This is a genomic window from Sphaerospermopsis sp. LEGE 08334 (genome assembly GCF_015207205.1).
Classification (GTDB): Bacteria; Cyanobacteriota; Cyanobacteriia; order Cyanobacteriales; family Nostocaceae; genus Sphaerospermopsis.
Window position 1 is genome coordinate 123,567 of record NZ_JADEXH010000006.1, and the last position, 26,670, is coordinate 150,236.

Sequence of the window (26,670 nt, forward strand, 5' to 3'; positions counted from 1 at the left end):
GGGCATTGGGCATTGGGCATTGGGTTATTAATCTTCCCCTGCTCCCCCTGCCTCCCCTGCCTCCCCTGCCTCTTCCCTGTCACCTGTCACCTGTCACCTGTCACCTAACCCCACGCAGGATGAGATAAAAGAGAAGCCATTACCCGCACCCCGCGCAGTTGGTTAGAAAGGGGTAGATGACCTCTAGGGGCGCTTAAATCCCAGGTAAACTCGTTGGGGTAGCGAGTCCATTTATTACCGTCCTTCCAGCCGATTTTTGGCCATAAAGTTTCCCAGTTTCTACCCACCCCCAACCAAATTTCTCGCTGTACAGAAAAACCAAACTTGCCTTCGGAGTGGACAACCCAAAGATGATTAATTGTTTGTAAATCTTTAATGGGAAAATTTTCCACTTCAGTAAAATACAACCATTTTCTTTGTACTGCTTGGGGTCCTGCCATTTCGCACATTTTTTGAATTGTCAGCAGGTCAGCAGCTTGAAACTCCTGCTTGATGAGTAATTCTTGCAAAGAATTGTAACTGATCCCACGATCTGATTTTAGAGGTACAATTCCTTCAGGAAAGTGAGTTTCTAGAAATTCCTTAGCCGTAGGTGCATCAGAATTATAGATGACTTGGTAAGCTTTACCATCAATCCAAGTTGCTGGAGTGTCACGACGTTTCAACAAAAATTCCTGCAACACCTCTAAACCCTCATTACCCAAGTTAGCTAATTGTGGGATGATTTGTTGTTGGACTTTTTCGGACCCAGCGATTAACTTTTGGCGCAGGGAGTCGATGTCATTAGCAGTGCCTGATACAATCATTGGGTCTGTCATGCCATTACTCGTGTTAGCGTTTCAGTGAACAAACGAATCAGCTATTGGGCATTCTACAAAATGAAGCACAGATAGCGAAAAGTAGTTTACTATTTTTGACTGGACAAAGTAGCGCCGGTTTAACTGCAATCTACGTCTGAGCTACCAATAATTTACCAGGTAACGCAGGGGATGATCTGCGCCTCAAAGAAAGGGCAGGGGAAGTAAGGGAAGCAGGGGGAGAATATTAACTTTTGCCTTCTGTCACCTGTCACCTGTCACCTGTCACCTGTCACCTGTCACCTGTCACCTGTCACCTGTCACCGGCCTCCTGACTCCTTGAAATTATTCTATTTGGAATGTGTTAACTATGTACGACAAGATTACCCCCCCGACAACTGGCGAAAAAATTACCTTCAAAAATGGTGAACCTGTTGTTCCTGACAATCCTATTATTCCCTTTATTCGTGGTGATGGCACAGGTATTGATATTTGGCCAGCTACAGAAAAGGTACTGGATGCTGCGGTAGCAAAAGCATACAACGGCAAAAGAAAAATTAGCTGGTTTAAGGTTTATGCTGGTGATGAAGCTTGTGATTTATACGGCACTTATCAGTATTTACCCCAGGATACTCTTACCGCTATTAAAGAATATGGCGTTGCGATTAAAGGACCTTTGACTACTCCCGTAGGTGGTGGGATTCGGTCTTTAAATGTGGCTTTACGTCAAATTTTTGACCTTTATGCCTGTGTGCGTCCCTGTCGTTACTATGCGGGAACTCCTTCACCTCATAAAAACCCGGAAAAATTGGATGTGATTGTGTACCGGGAAAATACGGAAGATATTTATTTGGGGATTGAATGGAAACAAGGTAGTGAAATAGGCGATCGCCTGATTTCTATCCTCAACAATGAACTTATTCCCGCAACACCAGAACATGGTAAAAAGCAAATTCCTCTCGATGCAGGTATAGGAATTAAACCCATCAGCAAAAGCGGTTCACAACGTTTAGTTAGACGTGCCATCAAGCACGCTTTACAACTGCCCAAAGCCAAGCAACAAGTAACATTGGTGCATAAAGGCAACATCATGAAATACACCGAAGGCGCTTTTAGAGATTGGGGTTATGAATTAGCAACCAGCGAATTTCGTAATGAATGCGTTACCGAAAGAGAATCTTGGATATTAGGAAATAAGGAGAAAAACCCCAACCTTTCCTTAGAAGAAAACGCCAGAATGATCGATCCTGGTTTTGATGCTTTAACCCCAGAGAAAAAAGCCCAAATTGTTAAAGAAGTGGAAACAGTTCTTAACTCAATTTGGGCAACTCATGGTGATGGAAAATGGAAAAATAAAGTGATGGTAAATGATCGCATCGCTGACAGTATTTTCCAACAAATTCAAACCCGTCCAGATGAGTATTCTATTCTGGCGACAATGAACCTGAACGGTGATTATTTATCCGATGCTGCTGCCGCCATTGTCGGTGGTTTAGGCATGGGTCCAGGGGCAAATATTGGTGACTCCTGCGCCGTTTTTGAAGCTACTCATGGAACAGCACCCAAACACGCCGGTTTAGATAAAATTAACCCCGGTTCTGTGATTCTTTCCGGTGTAATGATGCTAGAATATATGGGATGGCAAGAAGCCGCAGATTTGGTTAAAAAAGGATTAGGTGCAGCCATAGCTAATGGTGAAGTTACTTATGACTTAGCGCGGTTAATAGAACCACCTGTAGAACCTTTGAAATGTTCAGAATTTGCTGAAGCAATTATCAAACATTTCGGTTAATTTGGGTTAATTACTATTAACTAAAGGGGCGGGTTTTCCCGTCCTATTTGTCTGAATCAGGATATCCAGGATTAAAGGATGAACAGGATTGGATTGAGAAAATGTATAAAAATTATATTTGAGTCATAATATCAATAATATCAAAAGTGTTGAAAAGGAGAATAGATGATTATGGTAATGACACCAATTAAAGAAGAGGTATTAAAAAATTATTCGCTAGAAAATTGGATACAAAATTCCCCAGAGGGTACAGAATGGGTAAATGGGGAATTATTGGAGAAAAAAGAAGTGACACTGAAACATAGTCGGGTACAAGCAAAACTAGCTACTTACTGGAGAAATTATAAAGATTCTAGTGAACAAGGTGGAGAAGTTTATACAGAAGCACCCTGTCGCACTCATCAACAAGGTCGTCGTCCTGATGTTGCTTATCTTACTCCAGAATTGATACAGCAGTTTGGTGAACCTGACGTTTTACCTCAAAGTTTTCCCCTCGTAGCAGAAATTATTTCTCCCACAGATTTAGCAGAAGATATGATTGCTAAATCTCAAGAATATTTGCAATCAGGAAGTGAGGAAGTTTGGTTAGTTTTTCCTGAAAATCGTTGGATTATTGTAATTACTAAGAATCAACGTCTTGTGTTTATTGCTGGTGAAATAGTGAGGACTCAAACTGTATTACTAGGGTTTAATATTACAGTAGATGAATTATTGGGGTAAGACAGAAAATAAACACTTTAAATCAGATTAAAAAGCAATTAAATTAGTATTGCAAATAGGTGATTTTTTATGGTTATCAGTCCTTTCAAACTAAACTTAGATACTGTTAATTTAAGCGATGAACAGTTTTATCAATTATGTCAAAAAAACAGTGATTTACAATTTGAACGTACATCTACCGGAGAATTAATTATTATGCCACCAGTGGGAGGAGAAAGCGGAAATAGAGAAGCAGAATTTATTATAGATTTAGGTGTTTGGAATCGGCAAACAAAACTAGGTTATACTTTTAGTTCTTCCACTATATTTAAGTTACCAAATGGGGGCGATCGCTCTCCTGATGCAGCTTGGATTAAAAAAGAAAGATGGGAAGCATTAACACCTGAACAAAGGCGAAAATTTCCCCCTATTGCACCGGATTTTGTGATTGAATTAAGGTCAGCAACGGATAGTTTAGACACTCTGCGTCAGAAAATGCAAGAATATATGGATGCAGGGGTAAAACTGGCATGGTTGATAAATCCTCAACAGCAGCAGGTAGAAATTTATCGTTTAGGAAAAGATGTAGAATTACGCAATTTACCCACAGAATTATTAGGGGAAGAGATATTACCAGGATTTAGTTTGAGTTTAGATTGTTATTAAAATCTCAAGTAAAGTGTTATAATCTCCATATCTCAACTAGTGGATACAATCATGATTGAGCAACTTCTAATCAATAGTGAAATTGATAATTGTGATGTACCAGATGCCAACTTGCTAGTCACTGAAGATGATACACCTGTGGATAATCTCGCATCTGAAAAACAACAACGCCTTTTAGTCGGTTCTCTTTACAGTTCTTTACAAAATCAGATTTTTTTAGCAGCAGCTAATGTAGGTGTTTATCATACTTATGGTGAACCTGCCATAGTTCCTGATGTATTTGTCAGTTTTGATGTGCAAACTCCTCAAAACTGGTGGGAAAAACAAAATCGTTGTTATCTAGTTTGGAAATTCGGTAAATCACCAGAAGTTGTCATTGAAATTGTATCAAATCAAGAAGGTGCAGAACTAGATAAAAAGCTGCAAATTTATGAGAAAATGCGAGTTTCTTATTATATTGTATATGACCCACATCAAAATTTAGGAGCAGAAGTTTTAAGAATTTATTCTATCCAGGGTAGACGTTATGTAGAAACTACAGATAAATGGTTAGAAGATATTGGTTTGGGTGTAACTTTATGGAATGGAGAATTTGAAGATAGAAATGATTCTTGGTTGCGTTGGTGTGATCAAAATGGTAATGTTTTACTAACTGGTGATGAACGTGCGAAAATAGCAGAAGAACGCGCTCAATTATTAGCAGAAAAATTAAAGGCTTTGGGTGTAGACCCTGATAGTATTTAAGTGTGATTTTAGGATTATCATTAAATAATGTTTTTAAAGGTTCATTGGTGGCAACAACTAATTTTAAACAAGCATTTTCACCTTCAGATAAACCGCGTAAATGATCCCTCACATCCCTTATAAATCCTGACCCATTTAGTTTACCAACATTATCTAAAACTAATAATACTTTTTTATTTTCCAAGTTCCTTGTAAATATATAACCTTTACTGTCTGGTATACCAATTTTTTCACAGATAGCAAAATACAAATCTTCTTGATTATGAATAAGATTCATATCTAGGGTTTGCTGAGAAAGTCTTTCCGTGAGGGTATAGGAGTCAGGAGTCAGGAGTCAATACCTATTGTTGCTTTTAGACTATCACCGAGTCAAATAAATCCACCTGCTGAAACCTCCCAAATAAAAAACTAAACTAAAACCTGTGAATAGTCGTCTGAAGACGACTTTTGCTATGAGACTCCGAATTAATTCGGAGGTGGATATTGCTACTAATGCAAGATTTCAGAAACTCACCTCTTACTGTGGAGAGGTACAATTTATTATTCCCTAATCTATTTTTGCAGTTATGATCTAAAACAGTGTGTAAATCTACCAACTGCAAAAAAATTATGAGTTTAAATCGTCGTCATTTCTTGGTTTTACTGGGTGCAAGTGCGGGTGCTTTTCTGCTCGATAGTTGCGCTTCTGCGGAAACCTCTCCCCCCAGAACATCAACTATTGAATTACCTCCTTTACCCTACCCTTACGACGCACTAGAACCGCATATTGATGCTAGAACCATGCAGTTTCATCACGATAAACATCATGCAGCTTATGTGAATAACTTAAATAAAGCATTGGACAAATACCCAGAACTGAAAAACAAAACCGTTGAAGAACTACTGCAAAATCTGGATAATGTCCCCGCAGATATTAGAACTACAGTCAGAAATAATGGTGGTGGTCATGTGAACCATTCCATGTTTTGGAAAATCATGAAACCTAATGGTGGTGGTGAACCAACTGGAGAAATAGCAACTGCAATTAATGATAATTTTGGCAATTTTGCAGATTTCAAAAAACAGTTTAATGAAGCTGGTGGTGGTCGTTTTGGTAGCGGTTGGGTTTGGTTAGTTCGTAACAAAAACGGTAAGTTAGAAATTACAACTACAGCAAATCAAGATAGTCCTTTAATGGAAGGTAAATATCCCATTTTTGGTAATGACGTTTGGGAACACGCTTACTATCTAAAATATCAAAATCGTCGTCCTGAATATTTAGATGCTTGGTGGAATGTGATTAATTGGGATGAAATTAATCAACGATTTGCAGATGCAAAGAAATTAGGATAGTTAATTTCTCTGTTTTTTAGTCCTGAGACTGTCTAAACCATTCTGTAATTGCTTCAGCTAGTACAACGGCTAACTTTTTTTGTTCCTGGGGATCAACTATCCACTCAAATTCTTCAGGATGGGTCATAAAACCCAATTCTAACACTACTGCTGGTGCAATTTCTGGACGAGTTAGGGCTAAGTTATTCCAATACACACCTTGAGATTTACGTCCTAATTTATTCACTAAATAGTGATGTATGATTATTGCTAAACTATGGGATTGAGGATGATACCAAAAACTTCTCACTCCCTGAGTTTTTTCTGTATCACCATCACTTTCTACAGCAGTATAATGTATAGTAATCGCTATTGTCGGTTCTTCTTGATTAATGATATTTTGACGTTCTAGTAAAGATATTTCTTGATCATCTTCCCTGGTCATAACCACTGTAGCACCTCGTTTTTGTAACTCAAGACGCAGTAATTTAGAGACAATTAAATTCACGTCTTTAGCTAAAAATCCAGTTGCACCAGCAGCACCAGTTTCTTTACCACCATGTCCAGGATTAACTAAAATTTTTACACCAGATAAAGGCTGATATTTTTGGGTTATTTTTTGATAGTTAGCAACTTGTTTTAACTTTGGTAAAGGTTCTATTGCAGCTAAAACTGGTGAAGGTTTGAAAACTGGAAATAAACTAACCGCAAAGGACACAAAGAACACAAAGGAAAAAAAGTATAAAGAGGGTTTTGTGGTCATTCTTGTGAATTTTGCCAAATCGAGATGCAGTCCTGTTAAAGAGGTTTTTGTGTAGGTATACCCACAGGACGGGGAAAACTTACAGGTGTATGTTTCACCTTCCTTAAATATAAACAATGACGAATACTATTACTTAAAGGAGTTGTAAATTCTTCAATTAATTCAATTTCTCCTCCTAAATGATGTACCGCATTTTCTAAACTGTCATTTTCTTCCTTTGTCCAACTTCCACGATAAATAACTGCTAAACCACCTTTTTTCACTAAGGGTAAACTATATTCAGCACAAGCAGAAACACTACCCACCGCACGAATCACAGCTAAATCATAATTTTCTCGATGTTTACTTTCCTGTCCAATTTCTTCCACTCTCCCGACAATTGTTTTCGCATTTGTGAGAAGAAGATCATTAAAAACAGAGTCAATAAAATTAATTTTCTTCCGCGTAGAATCTAACAAAGTTACTTGACAACTGGGAAAAATAATAGAAATAGGTAAACCAGGAAAACCCGCACCAGTACCAATATCAATGACAGATGCACCTTGATGAAGAAAATCAAGAAAATGCTGTTTTGGTGCAACTCCTCGCAAAGAATCCCAAAGATGTTTTTCCCAAAATTCTGACGCTTCAGTAATGCGCGTTAAATTAAGATAACGATTAGCTTCAATAACTAATTCATAGAGTTTTTGCAATTGATTTTGTTGATCATTTGTTGGTTGCCAATTTAATGTTTCTTGCCAAACTTCTAGCATTTCTGGTAAACTAGATACAGACTCTAAACTCATATTTACTCAATTAATTATCTCAAACTCTTTGCGTTCTTCTCTGCGCCTCTGCGCCTCTGCGTGAAACATTTTAATTTTTAATTCAAATGTTTCACTTCCCAACAGTTTCTGCAATTTTCTTTTCTAAAGTTTTAGGATCAACAGATTCTAAAACACCATGATTTAAAGTCCAACAACTATCCGCTATTGGTAACATATCTCCAGCATCATGTGTAACAACTAACAAAGTCCAATCTTTTTTCAATTTCGCTAATAAACTTACTAATTGACGACGAATAGACCAATCTAAACCGGCTGTAGGTTCATCTAATAATAATAAATTTGGTTGGCGAATTAATTGAACTGCTAAAGCTAAACGTCTTTGTTGTCCACCGCTTAAAGCATGGGGTGAGGTAGAAAGTGATAAATGATCTAATCCTACTTCTCTAAGTGCTTGATGAACTCGTTCTGTACCTAATTCGGGATGTCCTAAACGCAATTCTTCCAAAATTGTACCACCACAAAAGTGCCTTTCGGGAAATTGAAAGACTATTCCGGCTAATTGTTGCAGTTGTTCCGATATAAGTGGTTGTTCTCTCCAAAATGCAGCACCGGAGGTAGGTTCAGCTAATCCTGATAAAATTTCTAATAAGGTGCTTTTACCCGAACCACTAGGACCTATGACTAAACCTAGTTGCTGTGGTGGTAATTCCAGGTTAATAGATTTAAGAATTGCTGTGGGACAAGCTGTGGGGTGATAAGTTAAATTTCTCAGATAAAGCATTTGTTAAAATTACCAGATAGTCAGCGAACAAGTAGCGAACAACTGATGGACTAATGATGGACTAAAAGCAAAGTTCCGTAACCAAAAGCTGATCCAGCAGCAACAAACATTCAACTTTTTCTATTTTGACAGAAGTACACAAAAAAAATCGCTACAATCAGCGAGGAAACCTCATGAATTTTCAATAGTCTAGATAAATTTGATTTTTTTGGGATTTTTTGCTAAGACAGAAGCGTTTTTTGGTTAAGCATTTTTTGATTTTAAGTAATACATAAGACAAATTCAACCGTAATAATTCTGTGTTTTATTATGTCTAAATATTTTTTAGGATTTCCTCTGGTTTCTAAAGTTGCTTTTGCTACTACGTTAATCTTAAATTTGTGGGTAAATCCCTCATTAGCTGGTGATCCGTTTCGCAGCAGTGAACCCCATAAAATTGGCGATCGCACGGAAGCAGCGTTTAAAGCTATTTTCCAACAAGGAAATTATCCTGTTGCAGAGGATCACCTGAAAAAAGCGATCGCTGATGAACCCGATGAACCTTTAGCTTATGCTTTAAAAGCATCTTTAGCTTATACTAATCAAGATTTGGTTAATTTGGAGAAGTACAGCAAAAAGACTTTAGAAGCTGGACAAAAGTTGATTGCTACTAACCAATTACGTGGTAATTTATACACTGGAGTAGGCAATTTTTTAGAAGGTGCTGTTATTCTTACCCGTGAAGGTACGGTTAATGGTGCATCAAAGGCATTTACTAGGTTAACAAGAGTGTATAAATATTTAGATAGAGCAGAAGCCATTAATGCCAATGATCCAGAGTTAAATTTAATTAAAGGCTATATGAACTTAATGTTAGCCGTTAATTTGCCTTTTATTAGTCCTGATCAAGCGATTGAACAACTGGAACAAAATGCAGCACCTGGATATTTAGTAGATAGGGGTATTGCTTTAGCGTATAGGGATTTGAAAAAATATCCCCAAGCATTAGATTATGTAAATCGTGCTTTGAAAAACACCTCTGACAACCCAGAAATTTATTATCTGAAAGCGCAAATACTGTACTTACAAGGTAAACAGGATAAAAGTCAGAATTTGGTTAAAGAAGCGATCGCATATTTTGAAAAAGCGTTAACCAAAAAATCCCAACTTCCTGCTAGTCTAGTCAGACAAATTGAATCCGAACGCAACCAGGCTAAAAACCGACTAAATAATATATGATAATTTAGTCATGAGTAATTAGTTATTGGTTATTAGTCATTAGTGATTACAGTAATAATTTGTCCCAATCACCAATCACCAATCACCAATCACCAATCACCAATCACCAATCACCAAAAATGTACATTCAATTCCGCGAATTTAATCCCTTTGACGTTTGGTTCTGGATCAAATTTAGTACCATTCCTTCCCAACAAGAAAAACAATATGTAGAAGAAGTGTTTAACTCCTGGTTTTATTTAGGTAAACTAGGAGGTTTCAACGCTGAAAACTTGCAAGTTCAAGAAACAGGTTTGGATTTAAGCTACATGGATTATGACAACCAAGGTTATGATCAAAGTATGTTAGCTTTAATGCACAACATGGGAGAATTTGAATATGAAGGGGAATGGGGAAGATGCTGGTTTGATTTAGGAACAAGTGATGCGATCGCCTTAGATATTCTCATCAACGCCCTCACTCAATTAAGTGAAGAATACGTCACCATAGAAGCATTATATTTAGGTGGTGAAAACGAAGATTGGCCAGTAGAAGATAGTGAAACTCGTGCTTATTCCATTTACGATAATTAATCATTCAAATAACAACAATTACTCACAACAATGAATAAACCAGGTGAAATTAGAGTCATAGTTTTAGCATTAATTAAAGACGGTGACAGAATCTTTGTTTCTGAAGGATATGATCCGACAAAACAATCAACATTTTATCGTGCTTTAGGTGGAGGAGTAGAATTTGGTGAAACCAGTCGCATAGCATTGGAACGAGAATTTCAAGAAGAAATACAAGCTGATTTAACCAACATTCGTTATTTAAATTGTATCGAAAACCTGTTTATATTCGATGGTAAACAAGGACATGAAATCATCCAACTTTATCAATGCGACTTTGCAGATCCGAAATTTTACCAACTTGAAAGTTTAACTTTTTCCGAAACACCAGAAAAGAAACATCGCGCTTTATGGGTAGAAATTGAGAAGTTTAAATCAGGAGAATTAAGATTAGTACCAGAAGTATTTTTTGATTATTTGTAAGCATTTAGCTATCAGTAATCAGTAATCACTAATCAGCTTTCAGCAAAATCAAAACCTTTCCAGATCCCTGAATTATGAAATCAATCGGGGATCTATCTCTTAAAAAACCAATAAATGCTAGAATTGATATACCGTTTCCTATTCTAATGAAGTACAAAATTATCTGCGTTTATCTGCGTCCATCTGCGTTTAATTACTAATACTTGTACTTCACTTGAATGGAAATTACTATAAATATCACCAAAAAAGAGAGTGAACTATGTCTACTAAACTATTAACCAGACGTTTCACAGTTGCACAATATCATCAAATGAATGCAGCAGGAATTTTAACAGAAGATGATAGAGTAGAATTAATTAACGGAGAAATAATTGAAATGTCACCCATTGGAAGAAGACACGCAAGTTGTGTAAGAAGACTAATTAGTACATTCTCTCAATTGTTGCTTTCATTAGCAATAGTTGATTCTCAAAATCCCATCAATTTGAATAATTTTTCTGAACCGCAACCAGACATAGCGTTACTTAAACCCCGTGAAGACTTTTATGAATCTGCACATCCTCAACCATCGGACGTATTATTATTAATAGAAGTTGCAGATAGCAGTTTTGAATATGATCGAGATATAAAAATTCCACTTTATGCAGCTAATGCTATTGTAGAAGTTTGGTTAGTGGATATCATCGAACAAAAAATCATTGTTTATCGTCAACCTACAGAAAATACTTATAGTAAAATCAAAACCTTTCAACGTGGTGAAATTTTAGATATTCTCGCATTTCCAGAAATTAAAATTACCGTTGATAGTATTTTAGGAACAAAATAATTATAGAAACAAATTCTATAAACAAACTATAGAAATAATTAACCAATAACATCAAAAAAGAGAGTGAACTATGTCTACAAAACTATTAACCAGACGTTTCACCGTTACCCAATATCACCAAATGAATGAAGCAGGAATATTAACAGAAGATGATAGAGTGGAATTAATTAACGGAGAAATAATTGAAATGTCACCAATTGGAAGAAAACACGCATCTTGTGTAAATCGTTTAAACTCTATTTTTTCACAGTTACTAGGTAAAAGAGTAATTGTTGCTGTACAAAACCCCATAACTTTAGATAATTTTTCCGAACCGCAACCAGACATAGCGTTACTGAAACCCCGTGAAGATTTTTATGAATCTGCACATCCCCAACCATCGGATGTATTCTTATTAATAGAAGTTGCAGATAGTAGTTTTGAATATGATCGAGATATCAAAATTCCCCTTTATGCAGCTAATGGTATTGTAGAAGTTTGGTTAGTTGATATCATCGAACAAAAAATTATCGTTTATCGTCAACCTACAGAAAATACTTATAGTAAAATCAAAACCTTGCAACGTGGTGAAATTTTAGATATTCTCGCATTTCCAGAAATTAAAATTACCGTTGATAGCATTTTAGGCTAGAATCAATTACCAATTGTCAATTGTCAATTGTCAATTACCAATTACCAATTACCAATTACCAATTACCAATTACCAATTGTCAATTATCAATTATCAATTATCAATTATTAATTATCAATTATTAATCATATCTATCCTTTTTCAACTTAATCACCAGCATCACATTATCATGATGTTGACCATTAATAATATCTTTGAGGTGAATTTTTCCATCAATATATTGTAAATGAATCCGCCACCCTGATATTTTATTAATATCCGCACGGTAAATAGCTTGTTTAATACCCGCTACCTTATGTAATCTAGTTTTTGGAAAAGTTCTAGTTCTGTGACATTCATTATCTTCTAACTCAGCTAAAGCTTCCAGAAAATCAATTTTCAGATATTCTGGAAGAATTTTCATTGCTTCATGAATGACACCATATTCATCTAACAGAGGTTTAATTTGTGCCATTAACAACACTGAATTTCTAAATCTTGATTTTCTTCTACCGTGAAATCTTGATAAATCATCTCTGTAACTGCATTGTAAGCTTTTTGGGCATTTTCTCGATCCACTAATCTAAATAAAGTAATTAAAATACACCCAAAAATCGGATCATCATCAATAGTTAAAATTATTCTTTGTTGATCGTTAATTTTGAGACAATATATAGTAGAATCATAGTCATGATTTAGTTTAATGTTTCTGAGTTGTTCGCTATGTTCATAAAAAGAATTATTTAAAGAATTATTATTAGATGAAAGAAGTTCAAAATTCCGATTCATTTCCTTAATAATTCTAAACTTCTCTGTATCTGTAAACTTTTCTAAATCAGCTTCAAAATCCTTTGTCGATTCAATGAGTATATCCATCAATTAAACTCCTGAGTCGAAAATATAAGATTACTTTAAATTTACCCTAATTCCAGAAAATTGAAGATAGCAATAATTGTGATTATTATAAATTTTTGTAGAGACGTTCCATAAAACGCCTCTTGCTTTTATCAACAGGAAAAATTACTTACCGCCATAGAAAAAGGCAATTTCTTTTTCTTTCAAAGGAGCAAAACCAGCAGCAACCAGCTTTGCGTCTAACTCAGCTTGGGGAATATGCTTTGCACCAATGCGAACGATACGAGAACGCATAGTATTAGATACACCACTGCGTTGTCTACCAGCTTCTAAGCCCATGACTTGGTTATACAGTTCTAACTTAGCTGCGGGAATAGGAGAACCGTCAAAATCAATTCCTTGTGCGATCGCTACATCAATAGCATCAGCACCTGTAGTAGCTTGATTTTTTACATTTGTTTCGGTAGTCATGGCTATTAAATTCTCAAAGTTATTAGGTATATATTACCAGGTCATTGGGCATTGGGTTATTAATCTTCCTCTACCTCCCCTACCTCCCCTACCTCCCCTACTTCTTCGCTGTCACCTGTCACCTATTCAGACTTGCCACTTTGGGAAATTTTAGTTTAATCTCGAACCAGCGGTATAGCCATTTTTAGGTGATGCTATGTCTGATGCCCACACTCCTCGTAACAAAGACCGCAGCCTCGAACAAGCTCTAACTAACAAAATTATCGACGATTACTTCGAGAATTCTGAAAGTTGGCTGAGAGCAATTTTGCGGATGTGTATTTTCTCCCTCGCTAAAATCAATGGAGAATCCGTTTTTATCGTAGAATGTCCGAATCAAGCCGTAGCAAAGCGCCTGAGTCGTAAAACTTATCCATTTCGAGGAATGGTATATTTTTTAACTGATAATTTTGATGACCGCGATCGCACGTTATTTTGTTATAAAGACGAACGGAAGGGAAATTGGCGATGTTTTGATACTAGCACCAATACTTGGCAATCTTTAAGCAGTCTCCAATCATCTACTACTCCAAGGGATTGGTGATTGGTGACTGGTGATTGGTGACTGGTGACTGGGAAGAAAGCAGGGGAGGCAGGGGAAGCAGGAGGAGAATATAACTTTTGCCTCTTGCCTCTTGCCTCTTGCCTCTTGCCTTCTGTTCCCTGTTCCCTGTTCCCTAATTAATAACTTTTACGTACTATTGACCCGCCAACAAACGCCCCTAATATTGTACCTGTCCATATTCCAGCTATACTACCCTGCCAAATTGCTCCAGGTGTGACTACGACATTACAAACTTGCTGGAAACCCCAGCCTTGAGTTTGACATTTTTGGTTGTGTAACATGGAAGTAATTTGTGCCGCCATTAAACCACCAAAAAAGCCAGATGATAAAGCAATAACGGTACAAATTAGGATGCGTTTTTTAGTCATTGGTCATTGGTCATTGGTCATTGGTCATTGGTCATTGGTCATTGGTAGACTCAAGTGAAAGGTCACAAGTCAAAAGTCACAAGTCAAAACTCAAGAACTCAAACTTTCCCATCTCCTGACTCCTTGAACTCCTTTCCCCATCAACCAGTATTTCTCATTCCTGCGGCAATACCGTTAATAGTTAACAATGCTCCTCGCAGTAACTCTCCTTTGCTGTAACGAGAGTGAATTATTCCTGGTGTGGTACTGTTCTTATACTGTCGTAGGCGCTTGAGTAGAGAAACTTGGATAAATCCTAACGGTACAATAGTTCCATTACGTAACTGTACTGAACGCTGCAAAATCGGATCACCGTCTAAAAGTTTTTGGTGTCCAGTGATTTTTAAGACTAAATCCCTGGTGAGATAGAACTCACTAGCAATTTGCTCAAACACTTTCTCAAAGCGAGGTTTGTCTTCTGGGTTAGACAATTCCTGTACGTAATGACGCGCCATTTCTATGTCTACTTTTGCCAATGTCATTTCTGCTTTAGAAATCACCATTTTGAAGAAAGGCCATTTGACATAAAAGTAACGCATTAATTTTAAGTGTTCTTCCGGTTGCTCGTTCAAGAACTCCTGTAAAGCTGTACCCACACCATACCAGGAAGGTAACAAAAATCGGGTTTGTGTCCAACTAAATACCCAAGGAATTGCTCGTAAACTGCTTAAATCCTTTTTACCAGATGGTCGTCGCGCTGGACGGGAGCTAATTTGCAGTTGGCTAATTTCTTCGATGGGGGTAACTTGATGGAAGAAGTCGATAAAATCGGGTTGTTCGTAAATGAGCGCCCGATAATGTTGACGCGACGCATGAGCTAATTCTTCCATAATCTCGTTCCAAGGTTCAATATCATCAAACCCGGTTTTTAACAAACTAGCTTGGACCACTGCGCTGGTAATAGTTTCAATGTGATACAAAGCTAGATCCAACAAAGAATATTTAGAAGCTAAAACTTCCCCTTGTTCAGTAATCTTGATCCGTCCATTAATACTATGTCCTGGTTGAGCCAAAATTGCCTCATAAGCAGGTCCACCACCACGACCTACCGATCCACCCCGTCCGTGGAAAATTCGCAGGTTTAAACCGTATTCTTCGGCGATTTTTTGCAGTGATTTTTGGGCTTTATGAATTTCCCAGTTACTGCTTAAAAACCCTGAATCTTTGTTACTGTCAGAATACCCTAACATTACTTCTTGTAAGTTGGGGTTGAGGGTGGTATGGGAAGAGGTATTTTCTGGGTTGGTTGCTTCATAACCTCCAGCTAAAAAGGCACGATACAATGGTAGTTCAAACAATTGCCGCATCACGCTTCTAGAGCGTTGTAAGTCTTCTACAGTTTCAAATAGCGGTACAACTCTGATAGTTCCTACAGCGATCGCTGGATCAAATAACCGCGCTTCTTTCGCTAACAGCAGAACTTCCAAAACATCGCTAACTTCCCGGCACATACTGATAATGTAAGTTTGGCAGATGTTAATGCCAAATTCTTGTTGTAGCGATCGCACCACCCGGAAAGTTTCAATTACATCATTAGTTTTTTCCGAAAATGGTAATTCTGCGGGAATTAACGGCCGTCTGGTTTGCAGTTCTCCCGTTAACCAAGCTACCCTTTGTGCTTCTGAGAGTTCGTGATAAGATTGGGGTAAAATCTGCAAGTATTCAAGAATCTCATTGAGCGCATCAGAATGACGAGATGATTCTTGACGAATATCTAACTGGGTAAGATTAAAGTCGAAAATTTCTACCTGACAGATGAGATGATCTAATTCTCCACAACTTAAACCTGTTTCCGTCAAATTGCGTTGAATTAATCGCAGTTCCGCTAAAAATTCCGCCCCAGAACGATACATGGGAGAATCTTCATTGCTTGGTGTTTCCCGATTATATAAAGCCAGATTGCGATCGCGGGTATTTTCCAGCCTTCTTAACACATAAGCCAATTTTAAGCGATAAGGTTCTTGACGATAACGCAAAGCCAGCGCATCGTACACATCACTCAAAATAGATTGATCTAACTCTAACGACTCCAACAAATCTGGAAGTACATCACTCCAGTGCATTGACACACTTAACAATTCAATCAGTTGCTTCACTGATTGAATGTATCTTTCCAAAACCATCTTCCGCTGATAACAAGCGGTTTTCCAAGTTACTTCCGGTGTTACCGATGGGTTTCCGTCTCTATCTGAACCTACCCAAGAACCAAAAGAACAGAAATTTTTACTGGGTGGTTCTAACCAAGGAAATGTTTGTTTTAGAGAGTATTTGAGACGTTTGTAAAGTTGGGGAATACCATCAAATAACACTTCTTGGAAGTAGTGTAAAGCATAATCTACTTCATCCAATACAGTTGGTTTAAACTGATGTAATTCATCAGTACGCCACCACAGACGGATTTCTTCTAATAATCGCTCTTTTACCTCTGCTGCTTCCCAAGGATAACCACCAGAACGGGTTTCCACATTATCCAACTGTTGTAATAGATTTACCACCTGTCTTTGTTTATCGCGGATCGTGTGGCGGACTATTTCCGTGGGATGGGCGGTGAAAACCAAGCGAATATCTAGTTGTGAAATTAAACGCTGAATTTGCTGGGGTGGTACATTCAGTTTGAATAATAGAGGAAATAAAGCTGCAAATGTACCTTTTTGTGTAGCTGGTGTTGTATCAGTCCAACTGTGAGATATGGGATTTCCTCCCCATGACTTAGTAACAGGTAAGTCGTCTTCTCGTTGGTTAGTCGAATAAACAATATTAGGAATATTTTCCTGATCTATGCTGTCTGAGTCAGAATAGCGGCTTAACTGTTGCTTTTGTTCATATTCCTGCTCAATGATATTAATCAATTGAAAATAAAGAGCAAAAGCACGAGCAGCACGAATGGCCTCGTTAATATTTAGCTGTTCAATCAGTTCCACAGCTGACGAGGCTTGATCATTGGTAGCTTGTCCTTCCGGTGAACACAAATCACGCAACTGCCGTAATAGATCCACCATTTTTTGGCCGCATTCTTGCCGCAACACCGACTCCCACAATTCTTCTACTATCTGTAGACGATGACGTAAAAATAATTCAGACATAGGGTAGATATTCGCTGATGGCGAGGAGGAGTATAAAATAGAACTCATATTCTTTGCTCTAGTAAAGCCAATTAATGCCTACAATTTTAGTTTTTTGGTTGTTGCTGTAGGGGGTGATTGGGGACTGGGGACTGGTGACTGGTGACTGGGGATACAATTTTGGATTTTGGATGAAAGGATTTTGGATTGTTTTTCTCAACTCCAATCTAAAATCTAAAATCTAAAATTATTCTGCCTCCTGCCTACTTATCATTCCTGTTGATCTGGAAAGTTGAGAATTGGGAGGCGATCGCCTCTAAATACCTCTTCACTAGCTTCGCCTATAGCTTTGAGTGCTTCACCAGTTGCTTTATCTGCTACAAGTAGCAGTAGCATAGATACTGTAGCTATTTGTAAGAGACCAGATTGGGGAATACTAAAAAAGAGCAAATTTAATCCGGGGGTGGGTGATGGGTGTTGGGTTACAGATGACATTGCTAATTCTTGATGATGGCCAGATGAGTAAAATAGACGCAAAACTCAATCTTGAGAGGAAGTGCAACCTTGTAAGACTATCTTTGCCGATTTTGCAAGCTCCAATGGTAACAAAATTGTTAAAAAAAAACTGCAAAATATGATAAATCTATGGTTCTAGTTTACAAGTACAGGCAAAATCCCCCAATACTCGCTTCCTGTTAAAGTTAACTTCATAATGAAAACATTATTACTAGATCGTCAGCAAACCTTAGTGCAATGGGTAAGCCAAGCAACAGGAATTAACACTTTCGGGGTGAAAGTTCGGTTACTAGGAAATGACCTGCATATCCTTTGTGAAGGTACAGACTGTCCAAAACGTTGGCACACACTCTATGACTTGTTGCAAGCGCTGGGACAAACAGATTTAGATAGTCTCACAAATGAGGAACAATCCTCAATATACCAAGTATTGGTCTATGGTCGAAAGAAAGGAGAACATCGTCCTCAATGGTGTCATAGAGTCTATTTAAATCAATTAGATCGACATCTAGAGCAAGCAGAACAAGCACTTTTATTAGAAACCAAAAAATCCAGACTACCTGGTGGGGCGCTGATCGTCTCTAATGAAAGTTTGGCACGTCAAGGCAACCCCGATGCGATCGCTCGTTATCTGAGTGAAAATTTGAGTAAGTTGGGTGTAGCAGTACAAGTTAAAAGCAAACCCTACGAGTCTAAAGCCAAATCCCAGAAAACAGGTAATCGTCTCTGGATATTTTGCCAATCAACTTATAGTCCTGATGCTACATTATTAGCTGAACCTGTAGCCCAACAGTTGCGACATCTCAAGCTGGCTGGTTATCAAGATGCTGTTATTGTCTCCCAAGTTGGGGGTGAAAGTGAGCCAGATTGGCGGTTAAGGGTGGATTTAACCCCACCGGAAACCATGCTCAAAGAATGGGCGCGTTGGGGAGATATACAAGCGATCGCTCGTTTGTTAACTGAAGTTTTATCAGATTTCCAAGTTACCGTTCAAGCTTCTTTAAAAGAATTTACCTTACATATCTTTTGTACTCCAGCAGTTGATCCTTTAAAAAATTCTCCTGCACCAGAAAAGGAAGTTTGTTTACCTTTAATTATCTCTCAGTTAGAAAAAATCGCCCCCCAAGGCATTCTGGCCGCTGCTGTCTACGGACAAAAAACAGAAGATAAACAACCTGCTTGGGTAGACTGGTTATCTTTACCCGCTGCACAACATCCCGCCTTAGCAACATCCAGCTTAGAATTAGGTGCTGCCGGGGATGAACCAGCGATCATTTTCCTACTGGAGCGTCTGTTAAATCAGGATATGGATTGGCGGTTAAAAACAGGCGGTATCCGCGTTTTATTATTGCGTAAGGGTGATTTACTACACATTATGTGTGATGCGCCCAATTGTCCCAAACGCCAGCAAGTAGCCAGCAAAGTCACCCAATTTATTCGTCAACTCAGTATTGTCGGCGTTACTGGTGTGAGAGTTTATGGTCGCCGAGCCGGTGATACTGAACCTGTTTGGCATCACGGGGTTGATTTTGGACAACGCCACAGATTAGTACCAGAAGCTACACCTGAATTTGCAGCTACTGTTCAATATGTCAGTGATTTACTGCCGAATGAAACCGAAGAGTCAATTTTGCGACCTGACTTGACAACCCAGGAAGTTCAAACTTTGGTGACTGAAGCAGCACAAAATTGGCTGGAAACCGCTCATCAACAAGTCAGAAACTTACTTTTAGCAAGCCAACTGTTTACAGCAACTAACCAATCAACTGAGCAAAATCCCCATGAACAAGGACTCTGGGGAAGTTTCATCTGGGTAGCTTTGGGATTAATACTCGTAGTCCAAAGTGATTGGATGTTAGGTTACGTTACTACTAAGATTGGACAAAATACACCCAAAGTTACTGGTGTTTTAACATCTCCATCCTCACAGTCTCAGGTCTCTTTAACATCAGAAAAAAATCAAAGTCAAAGAACAACATTTTTTACCAGCAAAAATAACACAACATCTTCTCAGTTTGGTAATTCTGCTTTTAATGCTTCTGCCTTTACCCAAGCTGATGATACTCCATCAACAAATCTACCTGCCGCACCATTAAAACAAAAAGCCAATACTACTGCTATTCTCTTGGCTGCAAGATCAAATTTACCCAGTTTTAATGCTACGCAATTAGATGAACAATTAGCACTTTATAAACAGCGCCTAGCAACAGATGGAAAACCACCAGATGTCCTAATTATTGGTTCTTCTCGTGCCTTGAGAGGAGTTGATCCTGTTGCCCTTTCTAAAGCCTTGTCCACTCAGGGTTATCCCAAAGTTGACGTATTTAATTTTGGTATTAATGGTGCTACAGCCCAAGTTGTAGAATTTATCATTCGTCGAGTTTTACAACCCTCGGAATTACCAAAAATGATTATTTGGGCAGATGGTTCTAGAGCTTTCAATAGTGCGCGCAAAGATATCACTTTTAATGCTATTGCTACTTCCAAAGGCTATGAAGAGGTATTAAAAAGAGCTACACAGCCTGTTAACAATAATTCATCCAGCCAACAAGCAAATGCAGCGAAAGATGAGCCAATTAAAGATACACCATTAAATGTTAATAGTTATCAAGTGGCTAATAATTTTTTAAATCAAGCTTTAGTTGGTATATCTGCCAGCTATGAAAATCGGGGGCAAATCAAAGCTTTATTGCAACAACAACTTAACTATTTACCAGTTATTAATAACTCTCAGCAAGTCAACTCAAAAACCGAATTGACCAGCTATACACAAGAGCAAAATTCCCAAGCAGCCGTTGATTTTGATGGCTTCTTGCCCTTATCTATTCGTTTTAATCCTGCTACATATTATCAAAACCATCCCAGAGTAGCTGGAGCTTACGACAATGACTACAAAGATTTTCAATTAGCAGGTGAGCAAGACGAGTCCTTAAAATCAATGATAGAGTTTACCAAGGATAAACAAATATCATTAGTATTTGTAAATATGCCATTAACAGGAGATTATTTAGACTCAGTGCGGTTAAAATATGAACAAGAATTTCAAAAATATATGTTAGATGTTTCCACTACTAATAGCAATTTTATCTACCGCGATTTAAGCAAAATCTGGCTCAAAGCACATGACTACTTTTCTGACCCCAGTCATCTCAACCGCTACGGAGCTTATGAAGTATCTAAAAGGTTGGCTATTGATCCGATGATACCCTGGAGTTTTAAATAAATGCGAACTGAGGACTGGTGATTGGTGATTGGTGACAGGGGACTGGTAACTAATTACTAATAACCAATGACTAATAACTAATGACTAATGACTAATGACTAATGACTAATAACTAATAACTAATAACTAATAACTAAAAAATGAAATTTATATCACCTTTTTACGCGCTGTTTTTGCTGAGTATTCTTGGTATTTACTGGACTGTAAGCGAACAAAAATTAAGATTATGGACAATACTGATAGCTAGTATTGTATTCTACTCATCTTGGAATATTCAATACCTGCCTCTACTGTTGGTACTGACTTTTCTGAACTTTCGTATAGGCTTGGAAATAGGTAAAAATACTTCACCAGGTAAACATTTCCAAGACTGGCAACTTTCTAATGAAGAGTGGCAAATTGCTCAATCTGACTGGAATCTTAACCGTCTCAAAATTTTATGGTTCGGAATTATTTTAAATGTTGGTTTGTTATTAGGTTTTAAATATCTACCTATCATATTTAAATGGATATTTGAGATAAATATAAATTCTCCAGATGCCCCATTTAAATTAGTTACACCCTTGGGAATTTCCTTTTTTACATTTGAGTGTATTGCTTATTTAATAGATGTTTATCGTGGAGCGCCGGCTACTGAACAATTTTTGAAATTTGCTGCCTATAAATTATTTTTTGCTAAATTAATTTCTGGACCAATTACCCGTTACCATAACTTAGCAGTTCAACTCAATACTCTAAAATTGCCTAATGTTGATAGCTTATCAGAAGCTTTATGGTTAATTGCTAGAGGTGCGGTTAAAAAAGGCATTCTCGCTGATAATCTAGGAATTTTTGTAGATTTATGTTTTGGTAATTTACCAAGAGCAGGTAGCACAGATTTGTGGTTAGCTACTGTGGCTTATGGTTTACAATTATATTTAGATTTTAACGGTTATGTAGATATTGCCCGTGGTACTGCTTTACTTTTTGGTTTAGTTTTACCAGAAAATTTTGATTTTCCTTACTTCAGTACCAGCATTGCCGATTTTTGGCGACGTTGGCATATAACTTTGGGTGACTGGTTACGTAACTATCTATACTTTCCGTTGGGTGGTTCTCGTCAGGGGTTGATGCGTACCTGCTTAAATTTATTCATTGTGATGATAGTAGCGGGTATTTGGCATGGTTCTGCGTGGGGTTTTGTGGTGTGGGGTGCGTTACATGGTTTGGCCTTAGCTGTTCATCGTCTCACAGATGCTATGAGCGATCGCTCAAAAATTCTTTACCTATTTTGGCACAACCCTGTCGGTATAATTTTCGCTTGGTTGTTAACTCAGTTGATGGTTTTCACCTCTTGGATCTGGTTTCGTCTCCCCAACATCCAAGATTCTGCTTTAGTTATACAAAACCTTTGGGGTCATAGTGCGGATGCACAGTTTATTGAAAAAGTCTATGTCGAAGCCTTAAACAGCACTCCTCACCAACTAACATGGTCATTGGTTTTGATCGCTGTTGTGATGAGTATAGCTTATGGCTTTAAACGAGGCATGAAATTAGAGTTTAGTTGGCCGATAAAACTTGTTTTTGTACCTTTATGTTTCTATGCAGTTTGGTTACTAGCTCCTGAAGGCAGTTTACCTTATATTTACTTTGATTTTTAGGGACTTCCAAATAAAAAAAATATCCAATTAATTATTGTGGGGTAGGGATCTTACTTAACCCCCACAAACAGACTTTTTCAGCAAACCCTAATTAAAATAAAAATCTATTTATAAATATATTCTTAAAATCTCAATAAAAAGGAATTTATAAATTAAACTTTAATCAAAACCAAATATATTTTTTCAGAACTAAGTAGGTAGGCGTTAAAAATTGTCGTTATGACAAGGCAAAAAGCAAGAGGCAAAAGGCAAGGGGGAAGAGGTTTTGAGGTTAATTTACTTTTCTTTACATACTTTGGTTTTTTCCCGCCGTTCTACTTAAATGACAATGTTTGAGATTATATCTATCTATAGTGTCACTTGAACCAAACATATTTGCTGAGAATATCATTCTTGAGAGAGATTTTTTGTACATTTACAGCAGATTGCAGACCAATGAGGTACAGAATCTAAATTGAAACCTATACACAAAAGCAGTTTTACTCGTGACTCCTAATTCCTGACTCCTGATAGCGTAGCGTGGCGTAAGCCATATTCTGCTGTAAGTTCAAAATCAAGCAACATAGGAAAATAATTATGACAACTATAAATACAAATCAATTAACAGAACATCAATGGCACAATTTACCTGTAAAAGAAGTAACTCGTTATTTAAACAGTAATATCGAAACAGGTTTAACTAATGCTGAAGTAGCCAAACGCCAAGAAAGTTTTGGTGCTAACGAACTCAAAGCCAAACGCGGAAAAAGTGCTTTATTACGATTTTTACTGCAATTTCATCAACCGCTACTTTATATTTTATTAATCGCCGGTGCAGTTAAAGCATTTTTGGGACAATGGGTAAATGCTGGGGTAATTTGGGGCGTAACTTTAATTAATGCCATTATTGGTTTTGTGCAAGAATCAAAAGCGGAAAGTGCGATCGCTGCCTTAGCTTCCTCTGTCAAAACTAACAGCACTATTATTCGTAATGGTAATAAACTTCAAGTAGCTTCTACTGAACTGATCCCAGGTGACATCGTATTATTAACATCAGGTGATAAAGTACCAGCAGATTTAAGACTTGTACAAACACGCAATTTACAAATTAATGAATCAGGATTAACAGGGGAATCTGTTGCTGTAGAAAAAGATACCCAAACAGTACAAGTAGATGCAGTTCTAGCAGAACGGACTAACATGGCTTATGCTGGTAGTTTTGTCACTTTTGGCACTGGTAAAGGTGTTGTAGTTGCCATAGGTACAGCCACAGAAACCGGGCGTATTTCTCAATTAATGGAACAGGGAGACATCCTCAAAACCCCTTTAACCCGGAAGTTTGAGAAATTTAGCCGCACCTTACTTTACATCATTTTAGGCATAGCATCCCTCACCTTTGCAGTGGGATTAGGATACGGTAACACCTGGGTAGAAATGTTTGAAGCTGCGGTGGCTTTTGCAGTCAGTGCCATTCCCGAAGGATTACCTGCTGTAGTTACCATCACCTTAGCTATTGGTGTTTCCCGCATGGCACGACGACACGCCATTGTTCGCAAGTTGCCCGCAGTGGAAACTTTGGGGGGTGCTACGGTTATCTGTTCTGACAAAACTGGTACTTTGACTGAAAACCAGATGACAGTACAAACCATCTATGCAGGGGATCAGGAGTATGCAGTCACGGGTACAGGTTATGCACCAGATGGGGAAATTTTACTCAATGAAAATTCTGTAGATGTCAACGATTTTCCTCCTCTGGCAGAATGTTTAAAAGCTGGGTTGTTGTGCAATGATTCTCATTTGGAAACTAAAAATGGGCTATGGCAAGTAGTTGGCGATCCTACCGAGGGCGCATTAATAACCGTTGCTAATAAAATCGAGTTAACCCACGAAAGTTTACAAGCAACAATATCTAGGGTGGATGTCATTCCCTTTGAGTCAGAGTTTCAGTACATGGCAACTCTGCATGAAATTGAAAACCAAGAACGAATTATTTACGTTAAGGGTTCAGTAGAAGCAGTTATCAAGCGTTGTCAACAGATGTTAAATTCTTCTGGACAACTTACCCCTATTGATGCCGATACTGTACATCAGCAAGTTGATACAATGGCGCATCAGGGTTTACGGGTGTTAGCTTTTGCGAAAAAATCTGTATCTGAAAATCAAGACTCATTGGATCACGCAGATATAGACAATGATTTGATTTTCTTGGGTTTACAGGGGATGATCGATCCACCCCGTCAAGAGGCTATCAAAGCAGTACAAGCCTGTCAACAAGCTGGTATTCAAGTGAAAATGATTACAGGTGATCATGCTGTGACTGCGGCAGCGATCGCATCCAGAATGGGTTTTAATCATCATCAGGAAGTTAGGGCTTTTACAGGTGCAGAACTGGCGAAAATGGAAAAACCAGAATTGGCCACAGCTATAGAAGATGGGGTAGTATTTGCCCGTGTAGCACCAGAACAGAAATTAAGGATTGTGGAAGCACTACAATCTAAAGGTGAAATAGTCGCCATGACAGGGGATGGTGTGAATGATGCACCAGCACTGAAACAAGCGGATATTGGTATTGCAATGGGTGGGGCAGGTACGGAAGTTGCCAAAGAAGCCGCAGATATGATTTTGACAGATGATAACTTTGCATCTATCGAAGCTGCGGTGGAAGAAGGAAGAACAGTTTATCAAAATTTGTTGAAAGCGATCGCCTTTATTCTTCCTGTGAATGGAGGTGAATCTATGACGATTTTAATTAGTGTTTTATTAGCTAGAGCTTTACCAATTTTATCTTTACAAGTTCTGTGGTTAAATATGGTAAATTCCATTGCTATGACAGTACCTTTAGCCTTTGAGCCAAAGTCTGAACAGGTAATGCAAAAACCACCACGTAACCCCAATGAAAAATTGCTTTCTCCTCATTTAGTCAAACGTATTTTTATCATTTCTATTTTTAACTGGATTTTAATTTTTGGCGTATTTGAATGGATACTAAAAACCACCGGCAATATTGATATTGCTAGAACAATGGCAATTCAATCTTTAGTGGTAGGGAGAATTTTCTACTTATTAAGTATTACTCAATTAGGCCTTGCTATTGTTGATAAGATTCGCGGAAATAGAAGGGAAATAGGCGATCAAACTGCAATGTATGTAGGAATTGCCAGCACTATTGTTTTGCAATTCATTTTCAGCCAGTGGAGTGTAATGAATAAGCTCTTTTATACAGCACCCTTGGACTTGAATCAATGGTTAATCTGTTTCGTTGTTGGGTTGCCGATGATTGTAGTAGCTACTTTGGTAAATCGCTTTGATCCTAATTTTTAAACTTTAGTTTAGCAAGCCCTACATACAGCAGGAGGCAGGAGGCAGAAGGTAGGAGGTTAAACACGGTTACTGCTTGATAGCGCAGCTTGGCGTAAGCCATGTTTTGGTTTTCAATTTGTACCTCTACTGATAATTAAACTCCCACTAAAAGAGGATTTTACTCTTGACTCCTGCCATAACATCTGGAATATTTGTAAATATAATTAAAGAAATCTAAAGTTTTGTAAACTTTACTATAAGTAAAAGTTATTACTTTTATAAATTTTAATAAAATAATCAATGTTACAAAACTCGTAAACTTATGCTAAGTTTATAGCATCAGGAAAAAATTACCTGTGTTTTTAAATAACGAAAACATCGCACTCATAAAATGACCACAACCATTCAACAGCGCCAAAGCGCCAACGTATGGGATCGTTTTTGTGAATTTATCACAAGCACCAACAACCGCCTTTACATCGGCTGGTTCGGTGTATTAATGATCCCCACCTTGTTAGCAGCTACCACTTGCTTCATCATCGCATTTATCGCTGCTCCTCCCGTTGACATCGACGGCATCCGTGAACCAGTTGCAGGTTCTTTAA

Annotated in this window: 24 protein-coding genes and 1 pseudogene; 15 read left to right on the forward strand and 10 right to left on the reverse strand. The window is 37.8% G+C overall.

The genetic code is table 11. The annotated features are described in order from the left end of the window. Positions 1–104: 104 nt before the first annotated feature. Positions 105–818 carry a GUN4 domain-containing protein gene (locus IQ237_RS05245; RefSeq protein ID WP_194053054.1) on the reverse strand — a complete coding sequence of 238 codons (714 nt, stop codon included), beginning with the start codon at positions 816–818 and terminating at the stop codon, positions 105–107. Positions 819–1,167: 349 nt separating this feature from the next. Here IQ237_RS05245 and IQ237_RS05250 point away from each other — a divergent pair, with 349 nt between their 5' ends. The 5 genes from IQ237_RS05250 to IQ237_RS05270 all read left to right on the forward strand — a co-directional run bounded on the left by IQ237_RS05250 (position 1,168) and on the right by IQ237_RS05270 (position 6,030). After that, on the forward strand, positions 1,168–2,589 hold the full coding sequence (locus IQ237_RS05250) for an NADP-dependent isocitrate dehydrogenase (protein WP_194053055.1): 1,422 nt from the start codon (positions 1,168–1,170) through the stop codon (positions 2,587–2,589). A 171-nt stretch (positions 2,590–2,760) separates the two neighbouring features. Continuing rightward, the gene (locus IQ237_RS05255; RefSeq protein WP_194053057.1) at positions 2,761–3,309 is read left to right on the forward strand and encodes a Uma2 family endonuclease; all 549 of its coding nucleotides are present in this window, start codon (positions 2,761–2,763) and stop codon (positions 3,307–3,309) included. Between the two features lie 69 nt (positions 3,310–3,378). Continuing rightward, a complete protein-coding gene (locus IQ237_RS05260; protein ID WP_194053059.1) occupies positions 3,379–3,954 on the forward strand; it encodes a Uma2 family endonuclease in 576 nt (191 codons plus the stop codon). Between the two features lie 51 nt (positions 3,955–4,005). Then, positions 4,006–4,698: a Uma2 family endonuclease gene (locus IQ237_RS05265; RefSeq protein WP_194053062.1), complete on the forward strand. Its 693-nt coding sequence runs from the start codon at positions 4,006–4,008 to the stop codon at positions 4,696–4,698. Positions 4,699–5,307: 609 nt separating this feature from the next. Beyond that, positions 5,308–6,030: a superoxide dismutase gene (locus tag IQ237_RS05270; protein ID WP_194053063.1), complete on the forward strand. Its 723-nt coding sequence runs from the start codon at positions 5,308–5,310 to the stop codon at positions 6,028–6,030. Positions 6,031–6,046: 16 nt separating this feature from the next. On the opposite strand, the gene IQ237_RS05275 is transcribed toward IQ237_RS05270, so the two are convergent. From IQ237_RS05275 to IQ237_RS05285, 3 genes are all read right to left on the reverse strand, one after another. After that, entirely contained in the window at positions 6,047–6,772 is a 726-nt protein-coding gene (locus tag IQ237_RS05275) for an N-acetylmuramoyl-L-alanine amidase (RefSeq protein ID WP_194053064.1), read from the reverse strand. A gap of 35 nt (positions 6,773–6,807) precedes the next feature. Continuing rightward, the gene (gene rsmG, locus IQ237_RS05280) at positions 6,808–7,557 is read right to left on the reverse strand and encodes a 16S rRNA (guanine(527)-N(7))-methyltransferase RsmG (RefSeq protein WP_194053065.1); all 750 of its coding nucleotides are present in this window, start codon (positions 7,555–7,557) and stop codon (positions 6,808–6,810) included. 91 nt (positions 7,558–7,648) lie between these two features. Further along, positions 7,649–8,320, reverse strand: coding sequence for an ABC transporter ATP-binding protein (locus IQ237_RS05285; RefSeq protein ID WP_194053066.1), 672 nt, complete (start codon positions 8,318–8,320; stop codon positions 7,649–7,651). A gap of 309 nt (positions 8,321–8,629) precedes the next feature. On the opposite strand from IQ237_RS05285, the gene IQ237_RS05290 reads away from it, so the two are divergent. From IQ237_RS05290 to IQ237_RS05310, 5 genes are all read left to right on the forward strand, one after another. After that, positions 8,630–9,538, forward strand: coding sequence for a Sll0314/Alr1548 family TPR repeat-containing protein (locus IQ237_RS05290; RefSeq protein ID WP_194053067.1), 909 nt, complete (start codon positions 8,630–8,632; stop codon positions 9,536–9,538). A gap of 119 nt (positions 9,539–9,657) precedes the next feature. Then, complete coding sequence (locus tag IQ237_RS05295; protein ID WP_194053068.1) at positions 9,658–10,110, forward strand: DUF3531 family protein; 453 nt, start codon at positions 9,658–9,660, stop codon at positions 10,108–10,110. 30 nt (positions 10,111–10,140) lie between these two features. Continuing rightward, positions 10,141–10,572 carry an NUDIX hydrolase gene (locus tag IQ237_RS05300; protein ID WP_194053069.1) on the forward strand — a complete coding sequence of 144 codons (432 nt, stop codon included), beginning with the start codon at positions 10,141–10,143 and terminating at the stop codon, positions 10,570–10,572. 259 nt (positions 10,573–10,831) lie between these two features. Continuing rightward, complete coding sequence (locus IQ237_RS05305) at positions 10,832–11,398, forward strand: Uma2 family endonuclease (protein ID WP_194053071.1); 567 nt, start codon at positions 10,832–10,834, stop codon at positions 11,396–11,398. Between the two features lie 70 nt (positions 11,399–11,468). Further along, positions 11,469–12,029, forward strand: coding sequence for a Uma2 family endonuclease (locus IQ237_RS05310; protein ID WP_194053073.1), 561 nt, complete (start codon positions 11,469–11,471; stop codon positions 12,027–12,029). A gap of 121 nt (positions 12,030–12,150) precedes the next feature. On the opposite strand, the gene IQ237_RS05315 is transcribed toward IQ237_RS05310, so the two are convergent. From IQ237_RS05315 to IQ237_RS05325, 3 genes are all read right to left on the reverse strand, one after another. After that, positions 12,151–12,483: a hypothetical protein gene (locus IQ237_RS05315; protein WP_194053075.1), complete on the reverse strand. Its 333-nt coding sequence runs from the start codon at positions 12,481–12,483 to the stop codon at positions 12,151–12,153. Then, complete coding sequence (locus IQ237_RS05320; protein ID WP_194053077.1) at positions 12,483–12,884, reverse strand: hypothetical protein; 402 nt, start codon at positions 12,882–12,884, stop codon at positions 12,483–12,485. The genes IQ237_RS05315 and IQ237_RS05320 overlap by 1 nt, the downstream gene beginning before the upstream one ends. 144 nt (positions 12,885–13,028) lie before the next feature. Next, entirely contained in the window at positions 13,029–13,334 is a 306-nt protein-coding gene (locus IQ237_RS05325) for a DUF4090 family protein (RefSeq protein WP_194053079.1), read from the reverse strand. Between the two features lie 196 nt (positions 13,335–13,530). On the opposite strand from IQ237_RS05325, the gene IQ237_RS05330 reads away from it, so the two are divergent. After that, a complete protein-coding gene (locus IQ237_RS05330; RefSeq protein ID WP_194053082.1) occupies positions 13,531–13,917 on the forward strand; it encodes a hypothetical protein in 387 nt (128 codons plus the stop codon). 137 nt (positions 13,918–14,054) lie between these two features. On the opposite strand, the gene IQ237_RS05335 is transcribed toward IQ237_RS05330, so the two are convergent. The 3 genes from IQ237_RS05335 to IQ237_RS05345 form a co-directional block, all read right to left on the reverse strand. Further along, the gene (locus IQ237_RS05335) at positions 14,055–14,306 is read right to left on the reverse strand and encodes a hypothetical protein (RefSeq protein WP_194053083.1); all 252 of its coding nucleotides are present in this window, start codon (positions 14,304–14,306) and stop codon (positions 14,055–14,057) included. Positions 14,307–14,446: 140 nt separating this feature from the next. Next, entirely contained in the window at positions 14,447–17,476 is a 3,030-nt protein-coding gene (gene ppc, locus IQ237_RS05340) for a phosphoenolpyruvate carboxylase (RefSeq protein WP_194053084.1), read from the reverse strand. A gap of 201 nt (positions 17,477–17,677) precedes the next feature. Continuing rightward, positions 17,678–17,902, reverse strand: coding sequence for a hypothetical protein (locus IQ237_RS05345; protein ID WP_194053085.1), 225 nt, complete (start codon positions 17,900–17,902; stop codon positions 17,678–17,680). Between the two features lie 217 nt (positions 17,903–18,119). Here IQ237_RS05345 and IQ237_RS05350 point away from each other — a divergent pair, with 217 nt between their 5' ends. From IQ237_RS05350 to IQ237_RS05365, 4 genes and pseudogenes are all read left to right on the forward strand, one after another. Beyond that, positions 18,120–21,146, forward strand: a complete 3,027-nt coding sequence (locus tag IQ237_RS05350) for a DUF1574 domain-containing protein (protein ID WP_194053086.1) — start codon at positions 18,120–18,122, stop codon at positions 21,144–21,146. Positions 21,147–21,286: 140 nt separating this feature from the next. After that, complete coding sequence (locus tag IQ237_RS05355) at positions 21,287–22,786, forward strand: MBOAT family protein (protein WP_194053087.1); 1,500 nt, start codon at positions 21,287–21,289, stop codon at positions 22,784–22,786. A 576-nt stretch (positions 22,787–23,362) separates the two neighbouring features. After that, positions 23,363–26,086, forward strand: coding sequence for a cation-transporting P-type ATPase (locus IQ237_RS05360; RefSeq protein WP_194053088.1), 2,724 nt, complete (start codon positions 23,363–23,365; stop codon positions 26,084–26,086). A 370-nt stretch (positions 26,087–26,456) separates the two neighbouring features. Then, positions 26,457–26,670: pseudogene (locus IQ237_RS05365) on the forward strand (photosystem II q(b) protein); the annotation flags it as partial.